The 19,473-nt window shown below is 63.2% G+C and carries 22 protein-coding genes, 2 pseudogenes and 1 riboswitch; of the genes and pseudogenes, 8 read left to right on the plus strand and 16 right to left on the minus strand.

Annotation, left to right across the window (positions count from 1 at the left end; all coding sequences use genetic code 11):
- Window positions 1-52 precede the first annotated feature (52 nt).
- From ACLQ8T_RS14865 to ACLQ8T_RS14880, 4 genes and pseudogenes are all read left to right on the plus strand, one after another.
- A complete protein-coding gene (locus ACLQ8T_RS14865) occupies window positions 53-382 on the plus strand; it encodes a metal-sensitive transcriptional regulator (protein WP_413455116.1) in 330 nt (109 codons plus the stop codon).
- Between the two features lie 60 nt (window positions 383-442).
- A complete protein-coding gene (locus tag ACLQ8T_RS14870; RefSeq protein ID WP_083515604.1) occupies window positions 443-757 on the plus strand; it encodes a heavy-metal-associated domain-containing protein in 315 nt (104 codons plus the stop codon).
- A 75-nt stretch (window positions 758-832) separates the two neighbouring features.
- Window positions 833-3,079 carry a heavy metal translocating P-type ATPase gene (locus ACLQ8T_RS14875; RefSeq protein ID WP_413455117.1) on the plus strand — a complete coding sequence of 749 codons (2,247 nt, stop codon included), beginning with the start codon at window positions 833-835 and terminating at the stop codon, window positions 3,077-3,079.
- A gap of 308 nt (window positions 3,080-3,387) precedes the next feature.
- Window positions 3,388-3,486, plus strand: a riboswitch (glycine riboswitch).
- 319 nt (window positions 3,487-3,805) lie between these two features.
- Window positions 3,806-4,018: pseudogene (locus ACLQ8T_RS14880) on the plus strand (D-serine/D-alanine/glycine transporter); the annotation flags it as partial.
- A gap of 60 nt (window positions 4,019-4,078) precedes the next feature.
- On the opposite strand, the gene ACLQ8T_RS14885 reads toward ACLQ8T_RS14880, so the two are convergent.
- The 6 genes and pseudogenes from ACLQ8T_RS14885 to ACLQ8T_RS14910 form a co-directional block, all read right to left on the minus strand.
- Window positions 4,079-4,222 carry a hypothetical protein gene (locus tag ACLQ8T_RS14885; protein ID WP_413455118.1) on the minus strand — a complete coding sequence of 48 codons (144 nt, stop codon included), beginning with the start codon at window positions 4,220-4,222 and terminating at the stop codon, window positions 4,079-4,081.
- Window positions 4,223-4,225: 3 nt separating this feature from the next.
- Window positions 4,226-4,486 carry a hypothetical protein gene (locus ACLQ8T_RS14890; RefSeq protein ID WP_413456430.1) on the minus strand — a complete coding sequence of 87 codons (261 nt, stop codon included), beginning with the start codon at window positions 4,484-4,486 and terminating at the stop codon, window positions 4,226-4,228.
- Window positions 4,487-4,615 (minus strand): annotated as a pseudogene (locus ACLQ8T_RS14895) (GMC family oxidoreductase N-terminal domain-containing protein); the annotation flags it as partial.
- A 25-nt stretch (window positions 4,616-4,640) separates the two neighbouring features.
- Complete coding sequence (locus ACLQ8T_RS14900; RefSeq protein WP_413455119.1) at window positions 4,641-5,054, minus strand: GMC family oxidoreductase N-terminal domain-containing protein; 414 nt, start codon at window positions 5,052-5,054, stop codon at window positions 4,641-4,643.
- Complete coding sequence (locus ACLQ8T_RS14905) at window positions 5,055-5,294, minus strand: FAD-dependent oxidoreductase (RefSeq protein ID WP_413455120.1); 240 nt, start codon at window positions 5,292-5,294, stop codon at window positions 5,055-5,057.
- 132 nt (window positions 5,295-5,426) lie between these two features.
- Complete coding sequence (locus tag ACLQ8T_RS14910) at window positions 5,427-6,404, minus strand: EamA family transporter (RefSeq protein WP_413455121.1); 978 nt, start codon at window positions 6,402-6,404, stop codon at window positions 5,427-5,429.
- Between the two features lie 114 nt (window positions 6,405-6,518).
- Between ACLQ8T_RS14910 and ACLQ8T_RS14915 the strand changes: the two genes are divergently transcribed.
- A complete protein-coding gene (locus ACLQ8T_RS14915; RefSeq protein WP_204723121.1) occupies window positions 6,519-7,088 on the plus strand; it encodes a CGNR zinc finger domain-containing protein in 570 nt (189 codons plus the stop codon).
- Between the two features lie 112 nt (window positions 7,089-7,200).
- Entirely contained in the window at window positions 7,201-7,509 is a 309-nt protein-coding gene (locus tag ACLQ8T_RS14920) for a hypothetical protein (protein WP_204723122.1), read from the plus strand.
- 16 nt (window positions 7,510-7,525) lie between these two features.
- Here the strand turns inward: ACLQ8T_RS14920 and rraA are convergent, their stop codons facing one another.
- The 5 genes from rraA to ACLQ8T_RS14945 all read right to left on the minus strand — a co-directional run bounded on the left by rraA (window position 7,526) and on the right by ACLQ8T_RS14945 (window position 11,775).
- Complete coding sequence (gene rraA, locus ACLQ8T_RS14925; protein WP_204723123.1) at window positions 7,526-8,002, minus strand: ribonuclease E activity regulator RraA; 477 nt, start codon at window positions 8,000-8,002, stop codon at window positions 7,526-7,528.
- Between the two features lie 217 nt (window positions 8,003-8,219).
- A complete protein-coding gene (locus ACLQ8T_RS14930; protein WP_413455122.1) occupies window positions 8,220-8,513 on the minus strand; it encodes a hypothetical protein in 294 nt (97 codons plus the stop codon).
- A 38-nt stretch (window positions 8,514-8,551) separates the two neighbouring features.
- Window positions 8,552-9,145 carry a DUF308 domain-containing protein gene (locus ACLQ8T_RS14935; RefSeq protein ID WP_204723124.1) on the minus strand — a complete coding sequence of 198 codons (594 nt, stop codon included), beginning with the start codon at window positions 9,143-9,145 and terminating at the stop codon, window positions 8,552-8,554.
- Between the two features lie 56 nt (window positions 9,146-9,201).
- Entirely contained in the window at window positions 9,202-10,422 is a 1,221-nt protein-coding gene (locus ACLQ8T_RS14940) for an alpha-hydroxy acid oxidase (protein WP_413455123.1), read from the minus strand.
- Between the two features lie 33 nt (window positions 10,423-10,455).
- Complete coding sequence (locus ACLQ8T_RS14945; RefSeq protein WP_413455124.1) at window positions 10,456-11,775, minus strand: MFS transporter; 1,320 nt, start codon at window positions 11,773-11,775, stop codon at window positions 10,456-10,458.
- A 124-nt stretch (window positions 11,776-11,899) separates the two neighbouring features.
- Between ACLQ8T_RS14945 and ACLQ8T_RS14950 the strand changes: the two genes are divergently transcribed.
- Window positions 11,900-12,541 carry a GntR family transcriptional regulator gene (locus ACLQ8T_RS14950; protein WP_128469412.1) on the plus strand — a complete coding sequence of 214 codons (642 nt, stop codon included), beginning with the start codon at window positions 11,900-11,902 and terminating at the stop codon, window positions 12,539-12,541.
- On the opposite strand, the gene ACLQ8T_RS14955 is transcribed toward ACLQ8T_RS14950, so the two are convergent.
- Complete coding sequence (locus tag ACLQ8T_RS14955) at window positions 12,529-13,290, minus strand: DUF6308 family protein (protein WP_413455125.1); 762 nt, start codon at window positions 13,288-13,290, stop codon at window positions 12,529-12,531. The genes ACLQ8T_RS14950 and ACLQ8T_RS14955 overlap by 13 nt on opposite strands.
- A gap of 211 nt (window positions 13,291-13,501) precedes the next feature.
- Window positions 13,502-14,842 carry an MATE family efflux transporter gene (locus tag ACLQ8T_RS14960; RefSeq protein ID WP_413455126.1) on the minus strand — a complete coding sequence of 447 codons (1,341 nt, stop codon included), beginning with the start codon at window positions 14,840-14,842 and terminating at the stop codon, window positions 13,502-13,504.
- 199 nt (window positions 14,843-15,041) lie between these two features.
- Here ACLQ8T_RS14960 and ACLQ8T_RS14965 point away from each other — a divergent pair, with 199 nt between their 5' ends.
- Window positions 15,042-15,830 carry a hydrolase gene (locus ACLQ8T_RS14965; protein WP_413455127.1) on the plus strand — a complete coding sequence of 263 codons (789 nt, stop codon included), beginning with the start codon at window positions 15,042-15,044 and terminating at the stop codon, window positions 15,828-15,830.
- Window positions 15,831-15,871: 41 nt separating this feature from the next.
- On the opposite strand, the gene ACLQ8T_RS14970 is transcribed toward ACLQ8T_RS14965, so the two are convergent.
- The 3 genes from ACLQ8T_RS14970 to ACLQ8T_RS14980 form a co-directional block, all read right to left on the minus strand.
- Window positions 15,872-17,071 (minus strand): MFS transporter, encoded by a 1,200-nt coding sequence (locus tag ACLQ8T_RS14970; RefSeq protein WP_413455128.1) that lies wholly within the window; start codon window positions 17,069-17,071, stop codon window positions 15,872-15,874.
- Between the two features lie 3 nt (window positions 17,072-17,074).
- Entirely contained in the window at window positions 17,075-17,845 is a 771-nt protein-coding gene (locus tag ACLQ8T_RS14975) for a CPBP family intramembrane glutamic endopeptidase (RefSeq protein ID WP_204723128.1), read from the minus strand.
- A 167-nt stretch (window positions 17,846-18,012) separates the two neighbouring features.
- Window positions 18,013-19,182 carry an SH3 domain-containing protein gene (locus tag ACLQ8T_RS14980; RefSeq protein WP_413455129.1) on the minus strand — a complete coding sequence of 390 codons (1,170 nt, stop codon included), beginning with the start codon at window positions 19,180-19,182 and terminating at the stop codon, window positions 18,013-18,015.
- Between the last annotated feature and the right edge of the window lie 291 nt (window positions 19,183-19,473).

Consider the following 19,473-nt stretch of genomic DNA (forward strand, 5'->3'; position numbering starts at 1 on the left):
GATACCCCTAGGGGGTACTTGACTTAATACCCCTAGGGGGTATCATCGGAGTATGGAAACCAACCACACGCCACATGAAACAGCCGAGCACCACGGCTATCACGCGGACAAAAGCGCCTTGGAACGACGTTTGAAGCGCATTGAAGGCCAGGTGCGCGGAGTGGCCAAGATGGTAGCTGAAGACAAGTACTGCATCGACATCCTGACCCAGATCTCCGCCATCAACGCGGCATTGCACAAGGTCAGCGTGCAGCTTATCGATGACCATATCGGCCACTGCGTGGTGGATGCGGCCAAGTCCTCCATCGATCAGGGCGACCCGTCCATCGTGCAAGGCAAGATTGCCGAAGCGACGGCCGCCATATCCCGCCTGGTGCGCTAAGCCCGCGCCCACGCACCAATTTTCCAATTCACACAGAATTCATCGAAAGAGAGCAAGATCATGAGCCACAACTGCAACTGCGGATGCTCCTCGGAAAAGAACTCCAACCAGGGCCTGCAGATCCAGCCGCGCACCGACATCGCCGCGGCCCCGACCCAGACCGAAATCAAGGTCTCGGGCATGACCTGTGGGCACTGCGTCGCTTCGGTCACCGAAGAACTCAAGGAGATCGCCGGGGTTGATTCCGTGGACGTCGCACTGGACGCACAGGGAATCTCCACCGTGAAGGTCACTTCCGCCTCGGCGCTCGCCGAGGATTCCATTCGCCAGGCTATCGACGAGGCAGGCTACACCGTCGAAGCCATCAACGCCTAGCCACCGCACGGCACAGGCACCCGCGCCGCCGCCGCCGCCGGCGGCGGCGGCGGGAAAGTTCAAGGTATTTTCATCATGACTTCCGAAACCCCCACCCACTCCCCCGAATTGCGCACCGTAGACCTGGACATCCAGGGCATGACCTGCGCCTCCTGCGTTGGCCGCGTAGAGCGCAAGCTGGGCAAGCTGCCCGGGGTGACCGCTTCGGTCAACCTCCCGTTGGAAAGCGCCAAGGTCCAGGTCCCCGCGGGGATCAGCGATGACGAGCTGATCAGCACGGTCAAGGCCGCCGGCTACGGCGCCTCGTTGAAGCCCGAGGCCAAGGCCCCCGTGCACCACGAAGAGCATGAGCACGGCGGGCACGAGCATCTGGTGCCCAACCACCTGCTGCGCCGGCTGGTGGTCTCCGCGGTCTTCACCATTCCGCTGTTCATCATCTCGATGGTTCCGGCCGCCCAGTTCCCGCACTGGGGCTGGGTAGCCTTCGCACTGGCCACCCCCGTGGTGCTCTACGGCGCCTGGCCATTCCACAAGGCGGCCGCAATCAACGCGCGTCACCTGGCCTCCACCATGGACACGCTGGTGTCGCTGGGCGTGCTGGCCGCCTACCTGTTCTCCGCCATTCAGCTGTTCCTCGATCCGCAGATGACCGCCCATACCGGCATGGCCATGAGCGAGCACCAGCTGTACTTCGAGACGGCAGGCGTGGTGGCCACACTGCTGCTGCTCGGGCGCTATCTTGAGCACCGGGCCAAGTCCTCGGCCTCCGATGCGCTCAAGTCGCTGCTGAACCTGGGCGCCAAGCACGCCACCGTGCTGCGCGAGGGCCAGGAAGTGAAGATCCCGGCCGACCAGGTGCGCATCGGGGAGCACTTCGTGGTGCGTCCGGGCGAGAAGGTCGCCACCGACGGCGTGGTCATCTCCGGCACCAGCGCCATCGACACCTCGCTGATCACCGGCGAATCGGTGCCGCAGAAGGCACAGCCCGGAACCAACGTCACCGGTGCGACGCTGAACACCTCCGGGCGGCTGGTCGTCGAGGCCACCCGCGTCGGTTCGGACACCACGCTGGCCCAGATGGGCCGGCTGGTTTCGGAGGCCCAGTCCGGCAAGGCCCCGATCGCACGGCTGGCTGACCGCATCTCGGCGGTCTTCGTGCCGATCGTGCTGGGCATCGCCGTGCTCACCTTCCTCACCTGGTGGCTGGTCACCGGTGATACCTACGCGGCCTTCGTCGCAGCCGTCACCGTGCTGGTCATCGCCTGCCCCTGCGCCCTGGGCCTGGCCACCCCGATCGGCCTGCTGGTCGGCACCGGCCGCGGCGCCCAAATGGGCATCCTGATCCGCGGACCCCAGGTTCTGGAGGACACCCGCAAGCTGGACACCATCGTGCTGGACAAGACCGGCACCGTCACCACCGGCGTCATGGCGCACACCGCAACCCGCACCGTCGATGGCATCGACGAGGCCACCGCACTGGCGCTGGCAGGAGCCGTGGAGCACCACTCCGAGCACCCCATCGCCCAGGCCATCGCCGCCGCGGCGTCCGCCCAGGCCCCGCTGGCCGAGGTCACCGGCTTCCATGCGGAGCCAGGCGGCGGCGTGAAGGGCACCGTAGGCACCCAGCTGGTGGTCGTCGGGCGCCCCTCATGGCTCGAATCCCAGGGCGTCATGCTGGACGAATCCGCCCGGCAGATGCTCCACGAGGCCGAGCAGGCCGGCGCGACCGCCATCCTGGTCGCGGTGGACCAGCAGTTCCAGGCAGTGATCTCTGTGGCAGACAAGATCAAGGACAGCTCCGCGAAGGCCATTGCCGAACTGCAGGAACGCGGCCTGCGCGTCGTGCTGCTGACCGGCGACAACAAGTCGGTGGCCGCCGAGGTGGCCGGGCAGGTTGGCATCAAGGAAGAAGATGTCTTCGCCGGCGTCTTCCCTGCCGACAAGGCCAAGGCGATCAGCACGCTGCAGGAGCAGGGCAAGGTCGTGGCCATGGTGGGTGACGGCGTGAATGATGCGCCGGCACTGGCCCAGGCGGACCTGGGCATCGCGATGGGCTCGGGCACCGACGTGGCCATCGAGGCAGCCGACATTACCTTGATGGGCAATAACCTGCACCAGGTCACCCAGGCCATCGACCTGTCAGCCAAGACCCTGTCCACGATCAAGATGAACCTGTTCTGGGCCTTCGCCTACAACACCGCGGGCATCCCCGTGGCGGCCCTGGGCCTGCTCAACCCGATGATCGCGGGTGCAGCCATGGCAGCCAGCTCCGTGCTGGTGGTGCTCAACTCGCTACGGCTGCGCCGTTTCGGAAAGCACTAGCACCAGCCGGGAACAACCCCTGGGGCGTGCCGCGTGAGAAATTGCGCTGCATGTCCCAGGGGTTTTGCCCATGGCCTTCGTCATACCGGTGGCCTACGGCGTGGGAGGCGGAGATCTGTGCTGTGCATTCCCGGAGCGGGAGATCGCCGGATGCGAATCATTACGAAAGCCCAAACACGGTTTTCCGCGTCATTTTTCCGGGGAATCGTCTAGCCATGCGAATTAGCGGGGTGCGAAATATGAAAATGCGATTTGCGCCACATTGAAGCTTCTGCGCATACTGTGATGGCAATCACCACATATGCCGCTGATGCGTGGCGGGAGAAACCCGCCCACACCATGGGCGGGCGCCGTAGGAGCAATTTCCTCCCCGGAAAACTCTCAGGCACCCGTACCGCCACGACTAGGCAAATCTGGAAAGCAGTGCGGTACGGCCGCACTCACCGAAGGAGCAAGCTTCGCCCAGTAAACGGGCCGAAGTGAAAACTCTCAGGTCGACATGCAGATTGGGGAGGGACCAAGAACAGTGCCGCACCGAGCGCACCGGATTCGAGGTACTCCCCGTGGCTGGCCTGGTCCCTGCTCTTTGCGCAGCGTGCCGGGCAAGCCTGCTGGACTGCTCCGATACGGAAGTGTTCATCGAAGCGAGACTGCACTCCAAGCCAACCCGGCTTGGAGGCAGATCAGCTTCGGGGCGTCACGCCACACTCCTGGAAGGCAACCAGCATGAGTACCACCAGTTCTGACCCCACTCTCGAGCGCGGGCTCTCCAATCGACACATCCAGCTGATCACCATTGGCGGCGCGATCGGCACGGGCCTGTTCATGGGCTCCGGCAAGACCATTTCGGTCGCCGGCCCGTCGGTCATCTTCGTCTACATGATCATCGGCTTCATGCTCTTCTTCGTCATGCGCGCCATGGGCGAGCTGCTCATCGCTTTGGACCTCGTTGCCCGGGTACACCTCCCGGGCACCCCAGTCCTGGGCCAAGGCGTCCTGCTAGACCATCGCGCGGCAATGCTTCATCGAGTACACGAACGCCTCCAGATCCCGCGGATCATCCAGGGCATTCAAATCGATGTTCACCGGATCTTCCAGTCCAGGTCCGCTCAGGGTGATCTCGGCACGGCTGTGCGGGGTCACGATTCAGGAGTGCAGGGTGGATGCGGTGCCCTCGATCGGTTCCATGCCCGGGGAGTACATCGGCACGGCGAAGAAAATCGGCTGGGTGTCCGGGCGGTCCAGGTCTGCGCGGGAGCGGGAGAACATGTGCGATTGCGAGACCGAGACCCCGGTGCGCGGGGCAGGAATGTCCCGGGTGGTGGTTTCGGCGATCATCGGAGCCAGCAGATGGTCGTGCAGGTTCTTGCCCACCTGGTCCAGCTCATGCAGCGGCTCTACGCCCACTGCCCGGAGCTCGGCCGCCGGGCCGATTCCTGAGCGCAGGAGGATCTGCGGGGAGCCCAGGGCGCCGGCGCTGAGCACCACCTCATCGGCGCGCAGCTCCTGCAGCTGCCCGTCCTTCTGGTAGCGCACGCCCCCGCGGTGCCGGATTCCAGGATCACCGAATGCACTTCGGCGTCGGTGATGATCTCAAGACGCTCGCGTACCGGCTTGAGGTAGGCCTTCCAGGTGTTGATGCGTTCGCCGCCAACGACGTTGATCTGCTCCTTGGACACGCCGTCCAGCTGCTCGCCGTTGTAGTCGGGGTTGAACTCGATGCCGGACTGCACTGCCGCGTCGATAATCGAATGGTGGATTTCATCCAGCTCGTAGTCGTTGTCCACCGGCACCAGCCCTTCGGTGCCGTGGAACTTGCTGGCGCCGCCGGAGAGGAGTTCTCGATATCCTTGTAGATCGGCAAGACGTTCTTCCAGGCCCACTGCTCGCCGCAGTCCTTGGCCCAGCCGTCGTAGTCCTGCGGGGCGCAGCGCACCCAGATGGTTGCGTGCAGCACGTGCGATCCGCCGAGCACCTAGCCACGTGGCAGGTGCATCGGCTTGTTGGCGGCCCCGGCCATCGGGACCGTGTGGTAATCCCAGTCTTCCTTGCTGTGCCACAGCTCGCCCATGCGCGAAAGGTCGTGGATGGCGGGGTTGGTGTCCTCGGATCCGGCTTCGAACAAGGTCACCTGCGCTCCGGAATCCACCAGCCGGCGCGCGACGACCGCACCTGCTGAACCTGCTCCAACGACAATGACCGATGTGCTGCCCATGGATACTCCCCCACCTTGAGGTGCCTGCGAAACGTGTTTCTCCGAGTCAGTACAGGTCAGCGGTTTCGCCATTAGCATCTGGCGCACGGCAATTGGCAATGCGTGCGCATTATCCGTTCGGGGCCGCGTCGCCTATTTGCGGATCCGGGCAGCCCGCAATTCGTCGATGCGGACCAGGACCACCCCGCCCACGATCAGCAGCCCGCCGAACAGCTGCACCGCACCGGGCAGCTCGGCCAGCAGCAGCCAGGCCCAGAGCACCGCGAAGAGCACCTCGGTCAATGAGATGAAGCTTGCCACCTTGGATCCCAGTTCCCTCGCAGCCATCACGCCGGTGGTGTAGGAGAACACGGTGGCGATCAGGATCAACCCGGTCAGCGCCAGCCACCACGGGGTTTCGAAGCCTGCAAATGACCCGGTTCCGGGAGCCCAGTGCATGGGAAGGATACCCAGGGACCCCACAGCCAGCACGGTCAGCGCACCGACTGCCATGCCTCCGGCAGAGAGCATGATCGGCGGCAGCGCGCCATCGACCTTGGCGCTGATGAAGAAGTAGACTGTCAGCCCGATGGCGGCTCCCAATCCCCAGAGCACGCCAATCGGATCGATCCGCGCCGTGCCTGTCAGGTCGAGCACCGCCACCAGCCCAGCGAGCGAGAGCACGGTTCCGGCGATGGTCACCATGGACGGCCTCTTCTGGTGCCTGGCCCATAGCACCAGCACAATCAGCACGGGAGCCAGGTATTCCAGCAGCAGGGCCACGCCCACATCCAAGCGCTGCACCGCCAGGAAGTAGCACAGCTGGCAAGCGCCCACCCCGAACAGTCCGAAGAGCACAATCGAGACCCAGTTGGTGCGCAGCAGCACCCACCGTCCGCGCATCGCCAGCAGGGCCGGGACGGCCAGCACCAGTGCCGCGCCGGCCATGCGGGCGGCTACCGCGGCGGTAGGGGTCCACCCGGCATCGAAAAGCCCCTTGGCGAAGGAACCCGACAACCCGAAGGCCGCCGAGGAGGCCAGCGCAATCCAAATGCCCTTCGATTGCCTGGGATGGCGGGTCGCAGCGGTGGTGGAAGCCGCGGGCACGCCGTGGGTAGGCAGGTCGCTCATGAAGGTCTTTCGCGCAGAATTTCATGCCCCGTTCAGGGGCAAATGGGGCTATGAGCATGACGATACGGTTAGGCTTGAGGGGCAGTCAATCCACCCACCCTCCAGGAACGAATTATGACCTTTGCCCCAGATATCGAAGCGTCGCTGAAGACCGTGGTGAATCTGCTGAATACCGAGGTGCAAATCGTGGATATGCTCTCCACCGTCGCTGATCTCGATGAGTTCCTTGAGGCGGAGAACTTCGACGGCTCGCGCGCGCACAACCAGGCCGAGCTGCGTTCCATCCGCCAGCTGCGTTCCCAGCTGAAGAACATCTGGATCGGCACCGAAGAAGAATCGGTGTTCCGGGTCAATGCCATCCTGCGCAACGCCAACGCCCAGCCGCAGCTGATCAAGAGCGAATCGATGGGCTACCACCTGCACGCCACCACCAACAGCACCCCGCTCTACGACCGCATGGCCGTGGATGCCGCGATGGCGCTGGCCGAAGTGATCCGCTCCGGCGGGTTGCAGCGGTTGCGGATCTGCGCGTCCGAGGACTGCGAGGCGGCGCTGCTGGACCTGTCGCGCAACCGCTCCAAGCTGTATTGCGATACCGGCAACTGCGCGAACCGCGAGCATGTGCGCGCGTACCGTGCGCGCAAGGCGTCGAAGCGCTCAGGCCAGCAGGTAGCGGCCGGCTGACGCTCCGGCCAGGATCGCGTTGCGCGGTGCTCCTCGCCTTTTGCCATACCCGGGCCATATGATGAACACACAACCGGGACACCGGCAATGGCAGTACTGGAAGGGGCAGTCCATGACTCAGGAAACCCACGCTTCGGATGATTACGAAGCACGGATCGAAGCGGCTGAGAGCGGCCCGCTGAAAGCCGCCGCCCGCTGGGTCGTAGCCCTGGCATCGGCAGCCTTGGGCGACGCCGAATACGAGGCGAATGAGCCGCAGGTCGTCGTGCATTCGCGCCAGGACGATTCGGTAGTCCTGCGCATCACGACCTCCAGCCTGGAAGAGGCTGAACGTCTGGTAGTCCAGATCCGCGAGGACCTGGAAACCTTGAGCACCGACGAGTTCAGGGCGGAGTGGGAAGGCGCCGGCGACAAATCCTAGCGGCGCCAGTGGCCGTTTAGCGCTCGACGAGAATTCCGTCGATGTCCGCGTACACCATCGCGCCCGGTCGGATGTTCACATCCCCGATGCTGATGGTCTCGTCCACTGAGCCATGCGAGCGCTTGACGGTTTTGCGCGGGTTGCTGCCCAGCGCCTTGATGCCCAGCTCCAGTTCGGCCAGTGCGGCCCGGTCGCGCACGGCGCCGCTGATGATGACTCCGGCCCAGCCATTGGCTTCGGCGCTCTCGGCAATCATGTCGCCCAGCAAGGCGTAGCGCAGGGATGCTCCCCCATCGACCACGAGCACCTCGCCGTTGCCCGGGAAGCTCAGGATTTCCTTGACCAGGCCGTTGTCTTCATGGCATTTCACGGTGCGTGCCGGGCCGTAGAACGACAGCCGCCCGCCGAAGTCCTGGAACTGCGTCGAAACAGACTGCAGCGCATCTCCATGCTGGTCGTAGAGGTCGGCAGTGCTGATCGGTTCCTGGTGCATGGTTTTCCTCCTTGAGCCGCGATAGTGTCCCACCACACAGCTTAGCCCTTTGCGTGCACAGCCCCAGAGCATGACGAAAGGTTGAGCGCTCCAGCTCGGCTGCATGGGCCCGGGGGATCCGCTGCCCCATAGGGCGAGGCAAAAAAAAGAGAACGCGCTGGGACTATCCGAGGATGGACAGTCCCAGCGCGTCATGCCGCGTGGCTAAGCTTTATGGTCAGTCTTCAAACTTCTTGTCCGGGTTGGCAGAGGAACGATTGACCCCGGTGCCCTTGCCAAGTTCCGGATCATTGTCCTTGGCTGCCATGGTCAATACCGAGATGACCAGCAGGCTGGCGACAAAGGCGATTCCGAAAGCGGCCAAGCCGATGTCGAAGCGCGGTGGATTCTGCGATCCGCCGGTGGAGCTGATCAGGCCGACCACGCCGGAGACAAGGCCCAAGATCAGCGAGAAGCTCAGTGGGCCCTTGATTGACTGGCTCCACGGTTGCTTCTTCTTATTGTTTCCCACCAGAAACTCCGTTTCTACTCTTGCTGCTGACCTGAGGACTACTTGTTGTCCTGGTCCGGGGTAATGGTCGTGGCCGGTGCGGCCGTCTTCATCTCATGGCGATGGCCGAAGGCGGCAATCAGCGCGAAGACCGCGAGAACGATGGCGCCGCCGCCAATCAGGCCGAACAATGCGTGTGCATCCATGCCGCCGCTGAAGCACAGCGCAATGGCCAAGATCACGCCCACCGCGCCGGTTACCAGCTGGTTCCTGAACGGCGGGAAGGCTTCGCGGAGCTTGGCGAAGACCACCAGCTCGGCAATGCCGCCAGCCAGGAAAGCGAACGCTGCCACGTAGCCGACCCAGCTGATCGAGCTGACGAAGATGGTTGCGATGCCAGCCATGAGCATCAGGCCAGCACCCAGTGCGTAGGGGGCGCGCGACTTCTCGGGTGCGCTTTCCACCGATACGTACTGCCACATGAATACGCCGGTGACAACGAGGAACGCTGCCGTCGAGTAGGTCACTACCTTCTCATCTGCGCCGATCCAGAAAATCGACATCAAGGCATAGGCCAGAGCTGCCAGACCGCGCAGGAACACTGGGCGGAATACATCTGACGCTTGGACTGGGGTGGTTTTTGGTGCAGGCACAATTTCTATTCTACCGCTCATAGAACTAACCGCCACTTCGCCCGGGGTTAATCACATCAGCCGCGGCGGCGGATCAGCGACTCGTCCAGATCCTTGATGCTGGCAGCGCCCATCAGCTGCATATTCACTTCCACTTCCTTGGCCAGCAATTCGATGGCACGGCTGACGCCTTCCTCGCCGCCAGCCATCAGGCCATAGAGGTAGGCGCGGCCAATGAGCACGAAGTCGGCTCCCGCGCACAGCGCGGCGACAATGTCCGCACCGGACATAATGCCCGAGTCCAGGATGATTTCCATGCCCTCACCGACTTCGGCGCGCACCTCGGTGAGCGCTTCGAAAGCAATCGGCGCCCGATCCAGCTGGCGTCCGCCGTGGTTGGACACCACCAGGCCATCGGCACCGGCGGCCTTGGCCTTGGCGGCGTCCTCGCGGGTGAGCACGCCCTTGACGAAGAGCTGGCCCTTCCACAGCTCGCGGATCCATTCCAGGTCCTCGAAGTCCAGGGAGGAATCGAACATGGAGTTGATGATGGTCGGCAGGTCTGCCGAGGTATCGGACAGGGAAGCGAACTTCAGCGAATCGGTGGTCAGGAAGTTGTACCACCACTCCGGACGGTAGGACGCGTCCAGCACGGTCTTCAGCGTCAGCTCTGGCGGGATCTTCATGCCGTTGCGGGCATCGCGGTGGCGCTGGCCGGCTACCGGGGTATCCACGGTGACCAGCAGGGTGTCATAGCCTGCCGCGGCCGCGCGTTGCACCAGCGCCTTGGACTTCTCGCGGTCCTTCCACAGATAGAGCTGGAACCACTTGCGCCCCTCCGGTGCCGCCGCGGCGACTTCCTCGATGGAGCGGGTGCCCATGGTGGACAGGCTGAAGGGAATCCCGGCCTTCTGGGCAGCCCTGGATCCGCCGATTTCTCCCTCGGAGTGCATGAAGCGGGTGAAGCCGGTGGGCGCGATGCCGAAAGGCAGCGCCGATGGCGCACCGGCAATGGTGGTGGACAGGTCCGAGTGCGCGGTGCCGTGCAGGATGCGCGGCAGCAGCTCGACGTTGTCGAATACCTCGCGGGCGCGCCTCGCGGTGATCTCGCGGCCGGCGGCGCCGTCGACATAGTCGAAGGCCGCGGCGGGGGTGCGGCGCTTGGCGATCCTGCGCAGATCCCAGAGGTCAGCAGCGCTGGCCAGGCGGGCGGCCCGGCGATCGGTGGTGGGGAGCTTGAACTTCATCAGGCTGACCAGTTCGGCGACGTCCGGCAGCTGGCGCTTGAGGTTACCCATTGGTTGTTCCTTCTTCGGTGGAAATGCGTTCGTTCAGTACAGGTTGCGCGTGCTCGCGCGGGTGCCGATGAAGATCGCCACGGCCGAGGACAGGCAGCACAGGGCCAGGTAGCCGGCCGGCATCACGATGGAGCCATTGCCTGCCTGCAGCAGCGCGGCGGCGATCAGCGGCGAGAGTCCGGCGACGATGGCGCCGTTCAGTTCGCGGGCCAGGGCGATCCCGGAGAAGCGGATCGAAACGGGGAACAGCTCGGTGAGGAAGGCGCCCTGGGCACCTGAGGTGCACGGAATCACCAGTGCGTAGCCGACGGCGATGCCCAATAGCCCGTAGGCGAATTCGCCGGTGGAGACCATCGCGAAGATCGGGAAGGCGAGGACCAGGCCGGAGATGTTTCCAGCAGCCAGCACCTTGGAGGCGCCGAACCGGTCAGCCAGCCAGCCGCCGACCGGCGTGAGCACCACGGAGACCAGCGAGCCCAGGGTGACCGCCAGCAGCGCCTGGCTGCGTTCCATGCCGCTGGTGACCATCAGGCTCAGCGCGAAGACCGCGAGGATGTAGTTCACCGCATTGTGCCCGGTGATGGCCAGGAAGCCCAGGGTAACCCGGCGCCAGTGCCCGGCGAACACCTGCACGATGGGCAGCTTGGCCTGCTGCTGGCTCGCGCGGGCCGAGGCCATGGCGGCGGCGTAGTCCGGGGTTTCCTCCAGCTTGTTGCGGATGTAGATGGCCACCACGAACAGCAACGCCGAGATCAGGAAGGGAATGCGCCAGGCCCAGCCGAGCAAGGCCTCGTCGCCGGCCAGCGAGACCAGGAAGAAGAACACGGTGGCCAGAGCAATGCCCAGCGGAGGGGTGGCGAGCACCAGCGAGGTGTAGAGGCCGCGTTTCTTCGGCTCCACGTATTCGGCTACCAGGGTCATTGCCCCGGTCAGCTCGGCGCCGGCGCCGAAGCCCTGGATCAGGCGCAGCAGCACCAGCAGGCCCACGGACCATACGCCCCAGCTGGCCGCGGTGGGCAGCAGGCCGATGCCCACGGTGGCGACGCCCATCAGGATGACCGAGAGCAGCATCGCTGGGCGGCGGCCGAACTTGTCCCCCAGATGCCCGATGACCACTCCGCCCAGCGGGCGGGCTACGAAGCCCACCGCGAATGTGGCAAAGGAGGCGATGGATGCCGCCGAGTCGCCGGCCCCAGAGAAGAACAGCGGGCCAATCACCACCGACGCGGCCGCGCCATACAGCGCGTAGTCATACCATTCGATGGCCGTGCCGAAGACGGAGGCGAACAGGGCTCGACGCCGGTTGCGCGCTTGCTGCCCGCTGGTTGAGTTCTGGGTGATCGGCACAGCCATAGTCCTTGCGATGAAGTAGTGTTCCCGTAAGATTCCTGAAATATATTTCATCCAAGACTAGAGTGTTGCCCAGGGCGACACCTAGATCAGGTAGCTACATTACGCGCAGGAGAATCGGAGAATCATGGCCAGCTCACTCTCCGAACAGCTCACCATCACCTTGCGCGAACGCATCAACCGCGGGGAGCTCGCCCCAGGCACCCTGATCATCGAGCCGGCACTGGCCCAGGAATTCGACGTCTCCAAAACCCCGGTACGCGAATCCCTGCGCCAGCTCACCAGCGAAGGCCTGCTGCAGATCCTGCCCAAGAAGGGCTATCTGGTGTGCGCCATTTCGCTGAACGATGTCTACGAAGTCCTAGAGCTGCGCAGCCTGCTCGAACCGCATGTGGCCGGACAGGTGGCCAGCATGCACTCGGCGGCGCTCGTCGTGTCCCTGGCCGGTCATCTGGAGGCCCAGGAGAAGCTGTCGGTCAGCGATCCCATCGCCTCCATGCATGCGGCCCAGCGCTTCCACAGCGAACTGGCGGCGGCCTCGCGCAATTCGCGCCTGGTAGCCAGCCTGGAGAACTGCTTCGCGCAAACCGCCCGCGCCCACTACGTACTGCCTTCCATGCAGCCGTACATGTCCCAATCGGACGAGCTGGCCGAGCACCGGGCGATCTTCGATGCCGTGGCCCGGAGTGATGCTAAAGCTGCCGAGGAAGCAATGCGCGCACACCTTGGCTCCATCCGCACCGCAATGCTGGGACCTCAATTGTCCTGAACGCGGGCTTCGTACCGCCCAACCTGGTACGAGGCGTGCATCCAGATCACGATGTCCAGCACGCGCAAGAGTGACAGGTTCGTTGCGGCAGGCACCGCCTCGCGCGCTGCACGGGCGAAGTTCGCCACGAAGGCACTGCCGGAATCGTCCCTGAGATGCATAGCTTGCCACCACATGAGCCAGTACGTGGAGTCCTCGGCTCCCAGCGCGTTCACCACCACGGAGTCCTGAACTGGCACGAGGCCCGGACGCTTCCGCGCCATCAGCTTGCTCGTCGTTGTGGCTCCCATGCCCCACTTGCGGCCTTGGGGATCACGGCGCAGCAGGTCCCACAGCTCCTGCAGAGGCGCCAACTCACCCGACGCTCCTTCCGTGGCATACAGCTCATAGTTGCATCGTGGATCCTCGATGAACAGGTCGTCCGGGATCTTCACCAGCGTCTTAGTCAGTTGCGCCCGTAGATCAGTAAGGATCGTCCAGGCAGCTTTAGCGGGCAAGTTGACGGAAAGGAACGAGACAGCCACTACATCCGACGCAGAGATCACCAGAGGATCGGAGTTCGACTCAAGTTGCTCGTTGAAATGGCGCCCTACTGCCGGCCAAACGTCCGTTAGCAATGGGTCCTCACCAGTGAGATAGGTGCGTAAATACCCAGCGGCCAGTTCGGCAGGTCCAAGCTCTGTTCGTTCGCCCATGTGCAGCCTGGATAGATAATCGCTGACCTTACGGCCCAACTGGTCTGATGACATGCTTTATTCCTTTACGTCGTTGGTTGCCCCCAGAAGAATTGAAATTGATTCTGCATTGCTCACGCTACATTCCACTCGTTCGCTGCGGCCCATGCTGGATCTGCACTCCTTGAGGGAAACAGCGGCACAGTATCCGACGAGCAGGGCAGAAATGCCGAAGCCATCAGCGAGCGGAACAAAGTCCAGACCTGGCATTGGGCCAGGCCAGCTGTCAGCTGCCCAGCCGCATCCATGCGGAGTTCTTGGCGCGCAGCGACAGGGTCACACCGCGAGCCGCCATGTAGCCCAGGGCGAAGGCTACCCAGATCCACAGGATCGCCGAGGTGGCGTCCTGGGCGAAGACGTGGACCGCCCAGAGCATCGGTGCGTACACCGCGAGGTTCACGACACCGACTAGGCCGAGGTAGCGAGCATCCCCGGCACCAATGAGCACGCCATCCAGGACGAAAACCAAGCCGCACAACGGCTGGGACAATGCCAGCACCCACAGCCCGACGGTGGTCAGCTGGCGGATCTGCTCATCCGGAGTGAACATCATCGGGAAGACCCACGACGTGGCAAACAGCAGGACGCCCGTGGCTACGCCGAAGTAGATGCCCCAGCGGCTCATGATGCCGGTGAGCTTGCGGACCTGTTCGGCATCCCCGCGGCCCAGCTCCTGGCCAATCAGGGCCTGGGCCGCGATGGCCAAGGCGTCCAGCGCGAAGGCCAGGAAGCTGAAGATGGTGAAGACCAGCTGGTGTGCGGCCAGCGTCTGGGTGCCGGCATTGGTCGCCACCAGAACCGTCAGCAGCAAGGCCGCGCGCATGCTCAGGTTGCGCAGCATCAGCCAGGAGCCGACCTGCCCGGTGGAAATGAACCCGGACCAGCTCGGTGCCAGGGAGATTCCTTGAGCCCTGATCCGCGGCATGATCATCCACAAATACACCAGTGCCATCATCCATTGGGCAATCGAAGTGCCCAGTGCTGCACCCGCTACCGACATGTCGGCCCAGTAGACCAGGATGAAGTTCAGGACGATATTCAATCCGAAGCCGACGGTGGCCACGACCAGCGGCGTTTTCGTATCCTGCATGCCGCGCAGCACGCCGGTGGCTGCCAGGACCAGCAGCATCGCGGTCAGGCCAGGCATCGAATAGTTGATGTAGTCCACGGCGAATCGAGCGGTTTCCCCTTCTCCGCCCATCAAGCCGACAAGGCTTCCGGCGCCGAAGTATCCGGCCAGCGACAGCACCACGCCCAGGACGACGGCAAACCACATGCCGTCGCGGCCTGCGGCCATGGCCTTGCCCGGATCGCCGGCACCCAGGGCGCGGGCCACTGCAGGGGTGGTGGCGTAGGCCAGGAAGATCATCAGTCCCACCGCTGTATGCAGCACCGTGGTGCCCAACGCGGCGCCGGCCAGCTCGGCCACACCCAGGTGGCCGACAATGGCCGAATCAGCCATCAGGAACAGCGGCTCGGCAATCAGCGCGCCCAATGCGGGAACGGCCAGGGCAAGAATCTGCCGGCCTAGGCTCCGCGGGGATTCGGTGGGGGTTGAAGGGTTCACAACCCCAACTCTACGAAGCGGCGTGCAGTTTCACCATTTGCGTCCCCGGCAAGAAGACTCCTGAGGCGGTGCTCTTTCCTGTGTCGCATGCGGGCACTAGGTTGGATGGCAAGCAGGGCGCAGTCATCACCCTCCATAGAGGACGGATTCATCCATGTGCGAAGAACAGATCAGCCATTGGCAATGCGCAGGCTGCGCCGTGGAATTTCCGCCGGGTGCGCAACCATCCGGCCTGTGTCCCATCTGCGCCGACGAGCGCCAGTACATTCCCGGCGGTACCCAGCGCTGGGTGCGCACCGAAGTGTTGGCGGCGGCCGGGCATCAGCTGACGATCACGTCGCTCGAACCGGGAATGCATGCAATTGCATCTCCCGAGATCGGCATCGGCCAAAGCGCCCTGCTGGTGGAGACCACCGGGGGCAACCTGCTCTTCGATGTGCCGGGACTGATCACCGCAGACATCATTGATTGGCTCAAGAGCCGCGGAAAGCTGGCGGCGATTGCGGCAAGCCATCCGCACATGTACGGGGTGCAGCAGCAGTACAGCCAGGCGTTGGGCAATGTGCCGATTTTCGTCGCTGAGAAGGACGCCAGGTGGGTCCAGCATTCATCTGACGCGATCTCCATCTGGTCCGATCCCTTTGACGTGCTGCCCGGGATCAGGCTGATGCAGCTCGGAGGGCACTTCCCCGGCAGCACGGTGGCCATCTGGGAAGCGGGCGCCGATGGCCGTGGCGTCCTGCTGGCAGGTGACGCGATTTTTCCCGTGGCGGATGGCAATGTGACGTTCTTGCGCAGCTATCCCAATCGCATCCCGCTCTCGGCTGCTGTGGTTCGGCGCATGTCCAAGGCGCTGGAACCGGTGGAGTTCGACCGTCTCTACAACAACTTCGCCTCTTCCATCCGATCTGATGCCCACCGGGTGGTGCAATTCTCCGCTGACCGCTATGCGCGCTGGGTATCCGGCGAATTCGACGATCTGACCTGATAACCCATCCAGAAATTCATATTCCTTGAGTGGAATATAAATCAACTGCGGATGGACGGATCCTTCTTGGACAGCAAGGAAGCCAGGATCAGGGCAACCAGCTGCAACGCACCCACACAGAGCACCACGCTAGCCCACCCATGGTGCAAGAACGGGATGCCAATGAGCCAGCCCAGCAGCGATGAGCCCACATAGTAGAACAGGTTGTACAGGCTAGAAGCTTGGGCGCGGGCTCCCGTCGCCAGCACCGGAACCCACCCGCTGGCCACCGCGTGGGCGGCGAAGAAGCCGGCCGTGAAGATCAGCAACCCGGCGATGACGAGGACCAGGTTCCCCGCCAGCGTCAGCAGCAGGCCGAGCGCGCTGAGCAGGATGCTCATGCGCAGCGTAGTGCGGCGTCCGGTCTTGGCCACGAGTTTGCTGCTGGCCACCGACGTATAGGTTCCCGACAGGTAGGCCAGGAAAACCAGTGCCGCCCACGAGGCCGGGATCAGGTAAGGCGGGGCTTCCAACCGGAACGCCAGATAGTTGTAAACGGCGACAAAACCGCCCATGAGCAAGAATCCCTGGGCATAGACCAGCGCCATCTTGCCGCGGAAGGCCTGGGCGAACTTCCTGGCGATGCTGCGCAAATTCTGGTCCCGGATGGGGGCGAAACCCTGAGCACTGGGCGCTTTGAGCAGGAAGAAGAGCGTCGCCAATCCTGCCATGATGCTCACGGCCGCGATGCCCCAGCGCCAGCCTGCGGGGTCCGCAACAAAGCTGGCGACCAAGCGTCCGGCCAGCCCGCCAAGCGTAGTGCCGGAAATGTAGGTTCCGCTGGCCACCGCGACCGCTCGCGGATTGACCTCGTCGACGAGGAAGGCCAATGCCGAACCGGGCACACCGGCCAGGGCGATGCCCTCGAAGAAGCGGATCGCCACCAGGAACTCGAAGCTTGGCGCCAGGCAGCTGATCAATCCCAGGGCTACCGAAGAAACCAAGGCGATGCTGATGACCTTGCGGCGCCCGACCCTGTCGGAGATGATCGCCCAAGGGGTTACCGCCAAGGCCAGCCCCAGTGTTGCCGAAGACACCGCCAACGCCGTTCGCGAGGAGGTGATCTCGAAGTAGCTGGCGATGACGGGCAGCAGCCCCTGCACCGCATACAGCTGGGAGAAGGTGGCGACACCGCCGGCAAAGAGTGCCAGCAGCATGCCTTGATAAGCGGGAGTATTCGGTTCCAGTCCGGTAAATGCCACGGCCTAGACCCCGGCAGGAAGCAGCGGGTAGATCAGGTAGACCACCAGCAGCGCGATGGAATTATTGATGACGTGGAGCATGTAGGAGTAGGCCAACGACTTGCCGCTGAGGATGTAGGCAACAGCCATCATGACGCCCAGCATGAAGTACGGGACCACTTCCAGCCACGATGCGATGTCTGCGCCAATGAAGTGGATGCTGGCGAACAGCACCGTGGAGATCAACGCGCACAGCCAGACGTTCAGCTTGCGTGACAGCTTGCCGATGAGCAGGTGGCGGAACAGGTATTCCTCGACAAATGGACCGAAGAGCGCGGTGACTACCAGCATGACCGGCAGCGGCACCGTTCCGGCCATGGATTCCAGGGCCGCCTGGTTTTCGCTGGTGGCAGCCTGGCCCGTCAACGCGGCGATGATCCCGTTGACCATGATGGTCAGGAACCAGCCTCCGGGCAGCATCAGCCATTTGGCCCAGGGGTAGTACCGCATGGTCTTGAAGGATTCGAAGAATTGCGGGCCGCACTGGATCATCGCAAGAATGAAGAAGGTGACATACAGGATCAGGTTGATCCCGAACAGCGCCTGTTCCTGGGTCGTAAACGCGCTCATGTAGCCGGGGATCAAGCCGATGAGGGCTGCCGCGCCGCCGACAAAGAAGACGAGGTAGGCAATGACGGTCCAGAGGTCGCCCTTGGTGAACGGTCCTGCATCGAATACACGCTGTCTGCGTCGGGGAAGAACAGGATAGTTCGGGTAGTCAGGCAGCTGATGCATATCTCCTAGCCTATCTGCCCTTGCTGGGGATCCGTTGTGTTTGGGGTTTGACGCACTCAAGCAACAACGGCCTCGGACTGTTTCACACTGGTATGAAACAGCCCCAGTCTGTGTGAAGCCCCCGGCGCCATGCCCCGAATGATTCTTGATCATTCATGGCCCGGGAATCATTTGCCCACATATTCGAAGTGCCATGCCTCGGCATACGGGTTCCTGCTTCCGTTGGCACGGAATTCTTCCAGATTGCTCCGGTGGATCCAGTTGTATTTCTTCGAGTTGGCTTTCAACCACTTGTAGTACTTGCCCTTGAACGAATAGTTGTAGGTCTCCGGCACATCGATGGCCAAACCCCAACCGTGGTTCGAGGTGCCCGGTTTTGCCGCGATGTAGGGGCCGAGCTCCTGATAGAGGAATTTCTGCGTATCCAGGGTGCGGTAGGCCAGATCGATATCCAGATTCTTCCCGAATTTCTTCTTGAAGGCCGCGTTCAACCGGCCCAGATCCGCAGCCGCCGGTGCGGCGATCAGCGTTTTCTCTTCGTCCCAGGGCAGGGCTACCAGCATCGAGGAGAGCAACTTCCCATTGGCTTGCTTCAGCACCGTGGCACGAGTGATTTTCGCGGTGTTGCTTGTTTTAGTGCTGGTGCCGCGCTTCAGTGCCGAGGCTTTCATCCAGCCGTCCGCCCCTTGGGTGCGCACGTAGTACCAGCCGGAGACCGGCCCGGCCTTCTTTTCCCAGGCCTTGTCCCGATAGGCAATCGAGTTCTTCGGGATGTCGCCGATGCGCTTCTTGCCCTTGACCGATGCAAACAGGTCTGCGCCCGAAGTCTTGGTGAAGTAGCGGTCCGATAGTCCTGCGCGATTGGTGGTGTACGGGCCGGCGTCGATGGCGCATCCCGTGGAGCAGGTCGTGACGTAGGCACCCGAGATCCATCCGGTCTTGCCCTGGGTGGAAATCTTGTACCAGCCGTTGGCCGCCATGGAAGTCGCGTAGGCAGGCTGCCCCTTGCTTATCTTGCCGACGACTGCATGCTGTGTTCCCGCCTCCTTGCGGATATTCATCGTCGATGTCGGGGTGACCCACAGCTTCACGCTTTTCGCTGGCTTCGGCGTTCCGCCGGTGCCTGAGGTCTTGGTGACCTTGGTGTATTTGTTGGAGATCCACCCGGTCTTCTTGTTGTACGTGACCTGGTACCAGCCATTGGAAGCTTGCGCCTTGACGGTGACGGTCCTGCTTTTCGGGATGACCAGGATGACGCGGAACTTGGTGCTGGAACCGGAGCGCATATTCAGGTTACTGGTGGTCTTGACCTGCACTACCCGTTTGGCGGCAGGCACCGCTGTGCTCCGGGGGCTGATAGCAACGCGGATGGCTGGGCAGACGCAGGTTGCTGTGCAACCGAGTGCGGCTGCGCGGCACCGGCCGGCACCAGGCCGCCTAAGGCCAGCGCACCGGCCAGCAGTGCGCTGGCAGTTGAAACAGCTAATCGTCGCGGAGAACCGAACTGTGTTTTCACGGCGGTGGAATCTTCCATTGGGCACGGATTGGATGGTGTCCTGCGCAAAGCCGTTCCCGATACGAGCGAGATTGCCGAATCGACGCCTGACCTAGTTAATCATGCAACGTCT

This window comes from Glutamicibacter sp. FR1, from assembly GCF_047300825.1.
Lineage (GTDB): Bacteria > Actinomycetota > Actinomycetes > Actinomycetales > Micrococcaceae > Glutamicibacter > Glutamicibacter nicotianae.

Excerpts from the sequence above, each read along its gene's own strand:
- ACLQ8T_RS14865 (WP_413455116.1), top strand. The coding sequence starts at position 53 with ATGGAAACCAACCACACGCCACATGAAACAGCCGAGCACCACGGCTAT.
- ACLQ8T_RS14870 (WP_083515604.1), top strand. The coding sequence starts at position 443 with ATGAGCCACAACTGCAACTGCGGATGCTCCTCGGAAAAGAACTCCAAC.
- ACLQ8T_RS14875 (WP_413455117.1), top strand. The coding sequence starts at position 833 with ATGACTTCCGAAACCCCCACCCACTCCCCCGAATTGCGCACCGTAGAC.
- ACLQ8T_RS14905 (WP_413455120.1), bottom strand. The coding sequence starts at position 5,294 with ATGGGCAGCACATCGGTCATTGTCGTTGGAGCAGGTTCAGCAGGTGCG.
- ACLQ8T_RS14910 (WP_413455121.1), bottom strand. The coding sequence starts at position 6,404 with ATGAGCGACCTGCCTACCCACGGCGTGCCCGCGGCTTCCACCACCGCT.
- ACLQ8T_RS14915 (WP_204723121.1), top strand. The coding sequence starts at position 6,519 with ATGACCTTTGCCCCAGATATCGAAGCGTCGCTGAAGACCGTGGTGAAT.
- ACLQ8T_RS14920 (WP_204723122.1), top strand. The coding sequence starts at position 7,201 with ATGACTCAGGAAACCCACGCTTCGGATGATTACGAAGCACGGATCGAA.
- rraA (WP_204723123.1), bottom strand. The coding sequence starts at position 8,002 with ATGCACCAGGAACCGATCAGCACTGCCGACCTCTACGACCAGCATGGA.
- ACLQ8T_RS14940 (WP_413455123.1), bottom strand. The coding sequence starts at position 10,422 with ATGGGTAACCTCAAGCGCCAGCTGCCGGACGTCGCCGAACTGGTCAGC.
- ACLQ8T_RS14945 (WP_413455124.1), bottom strand. The coding sequence starts at position 11,775 with ATGGCTGTGCCGATCACCCAGAACTCAACCAGCGGGCAGCAAGCGCGC.
- ACLQ8T_RS14950 (WP_128469412.1), top strand. The coding sequence starts at position 11,900 with ATGGCCAGCTCACTCTCCGAACAGCTCACCATCACCTTGCGCGAACGC.
- ACLQ8T_RS14955 (WP_413455125.1), bottom strand. The coding sequence starts at position 13,290 with ATGTCATCAGACCAGTTGGGCCGTAAGGTCAGCGATTATCTATCCAGG.
- ACLQ8T_RS14975 (WP_204723128.1), bottom strand. The coding sequence starts at position 17,845 with ATGCATCAGCTGCCTGACTACCCGAACTATCCTGTTCTTCCCCGACGC.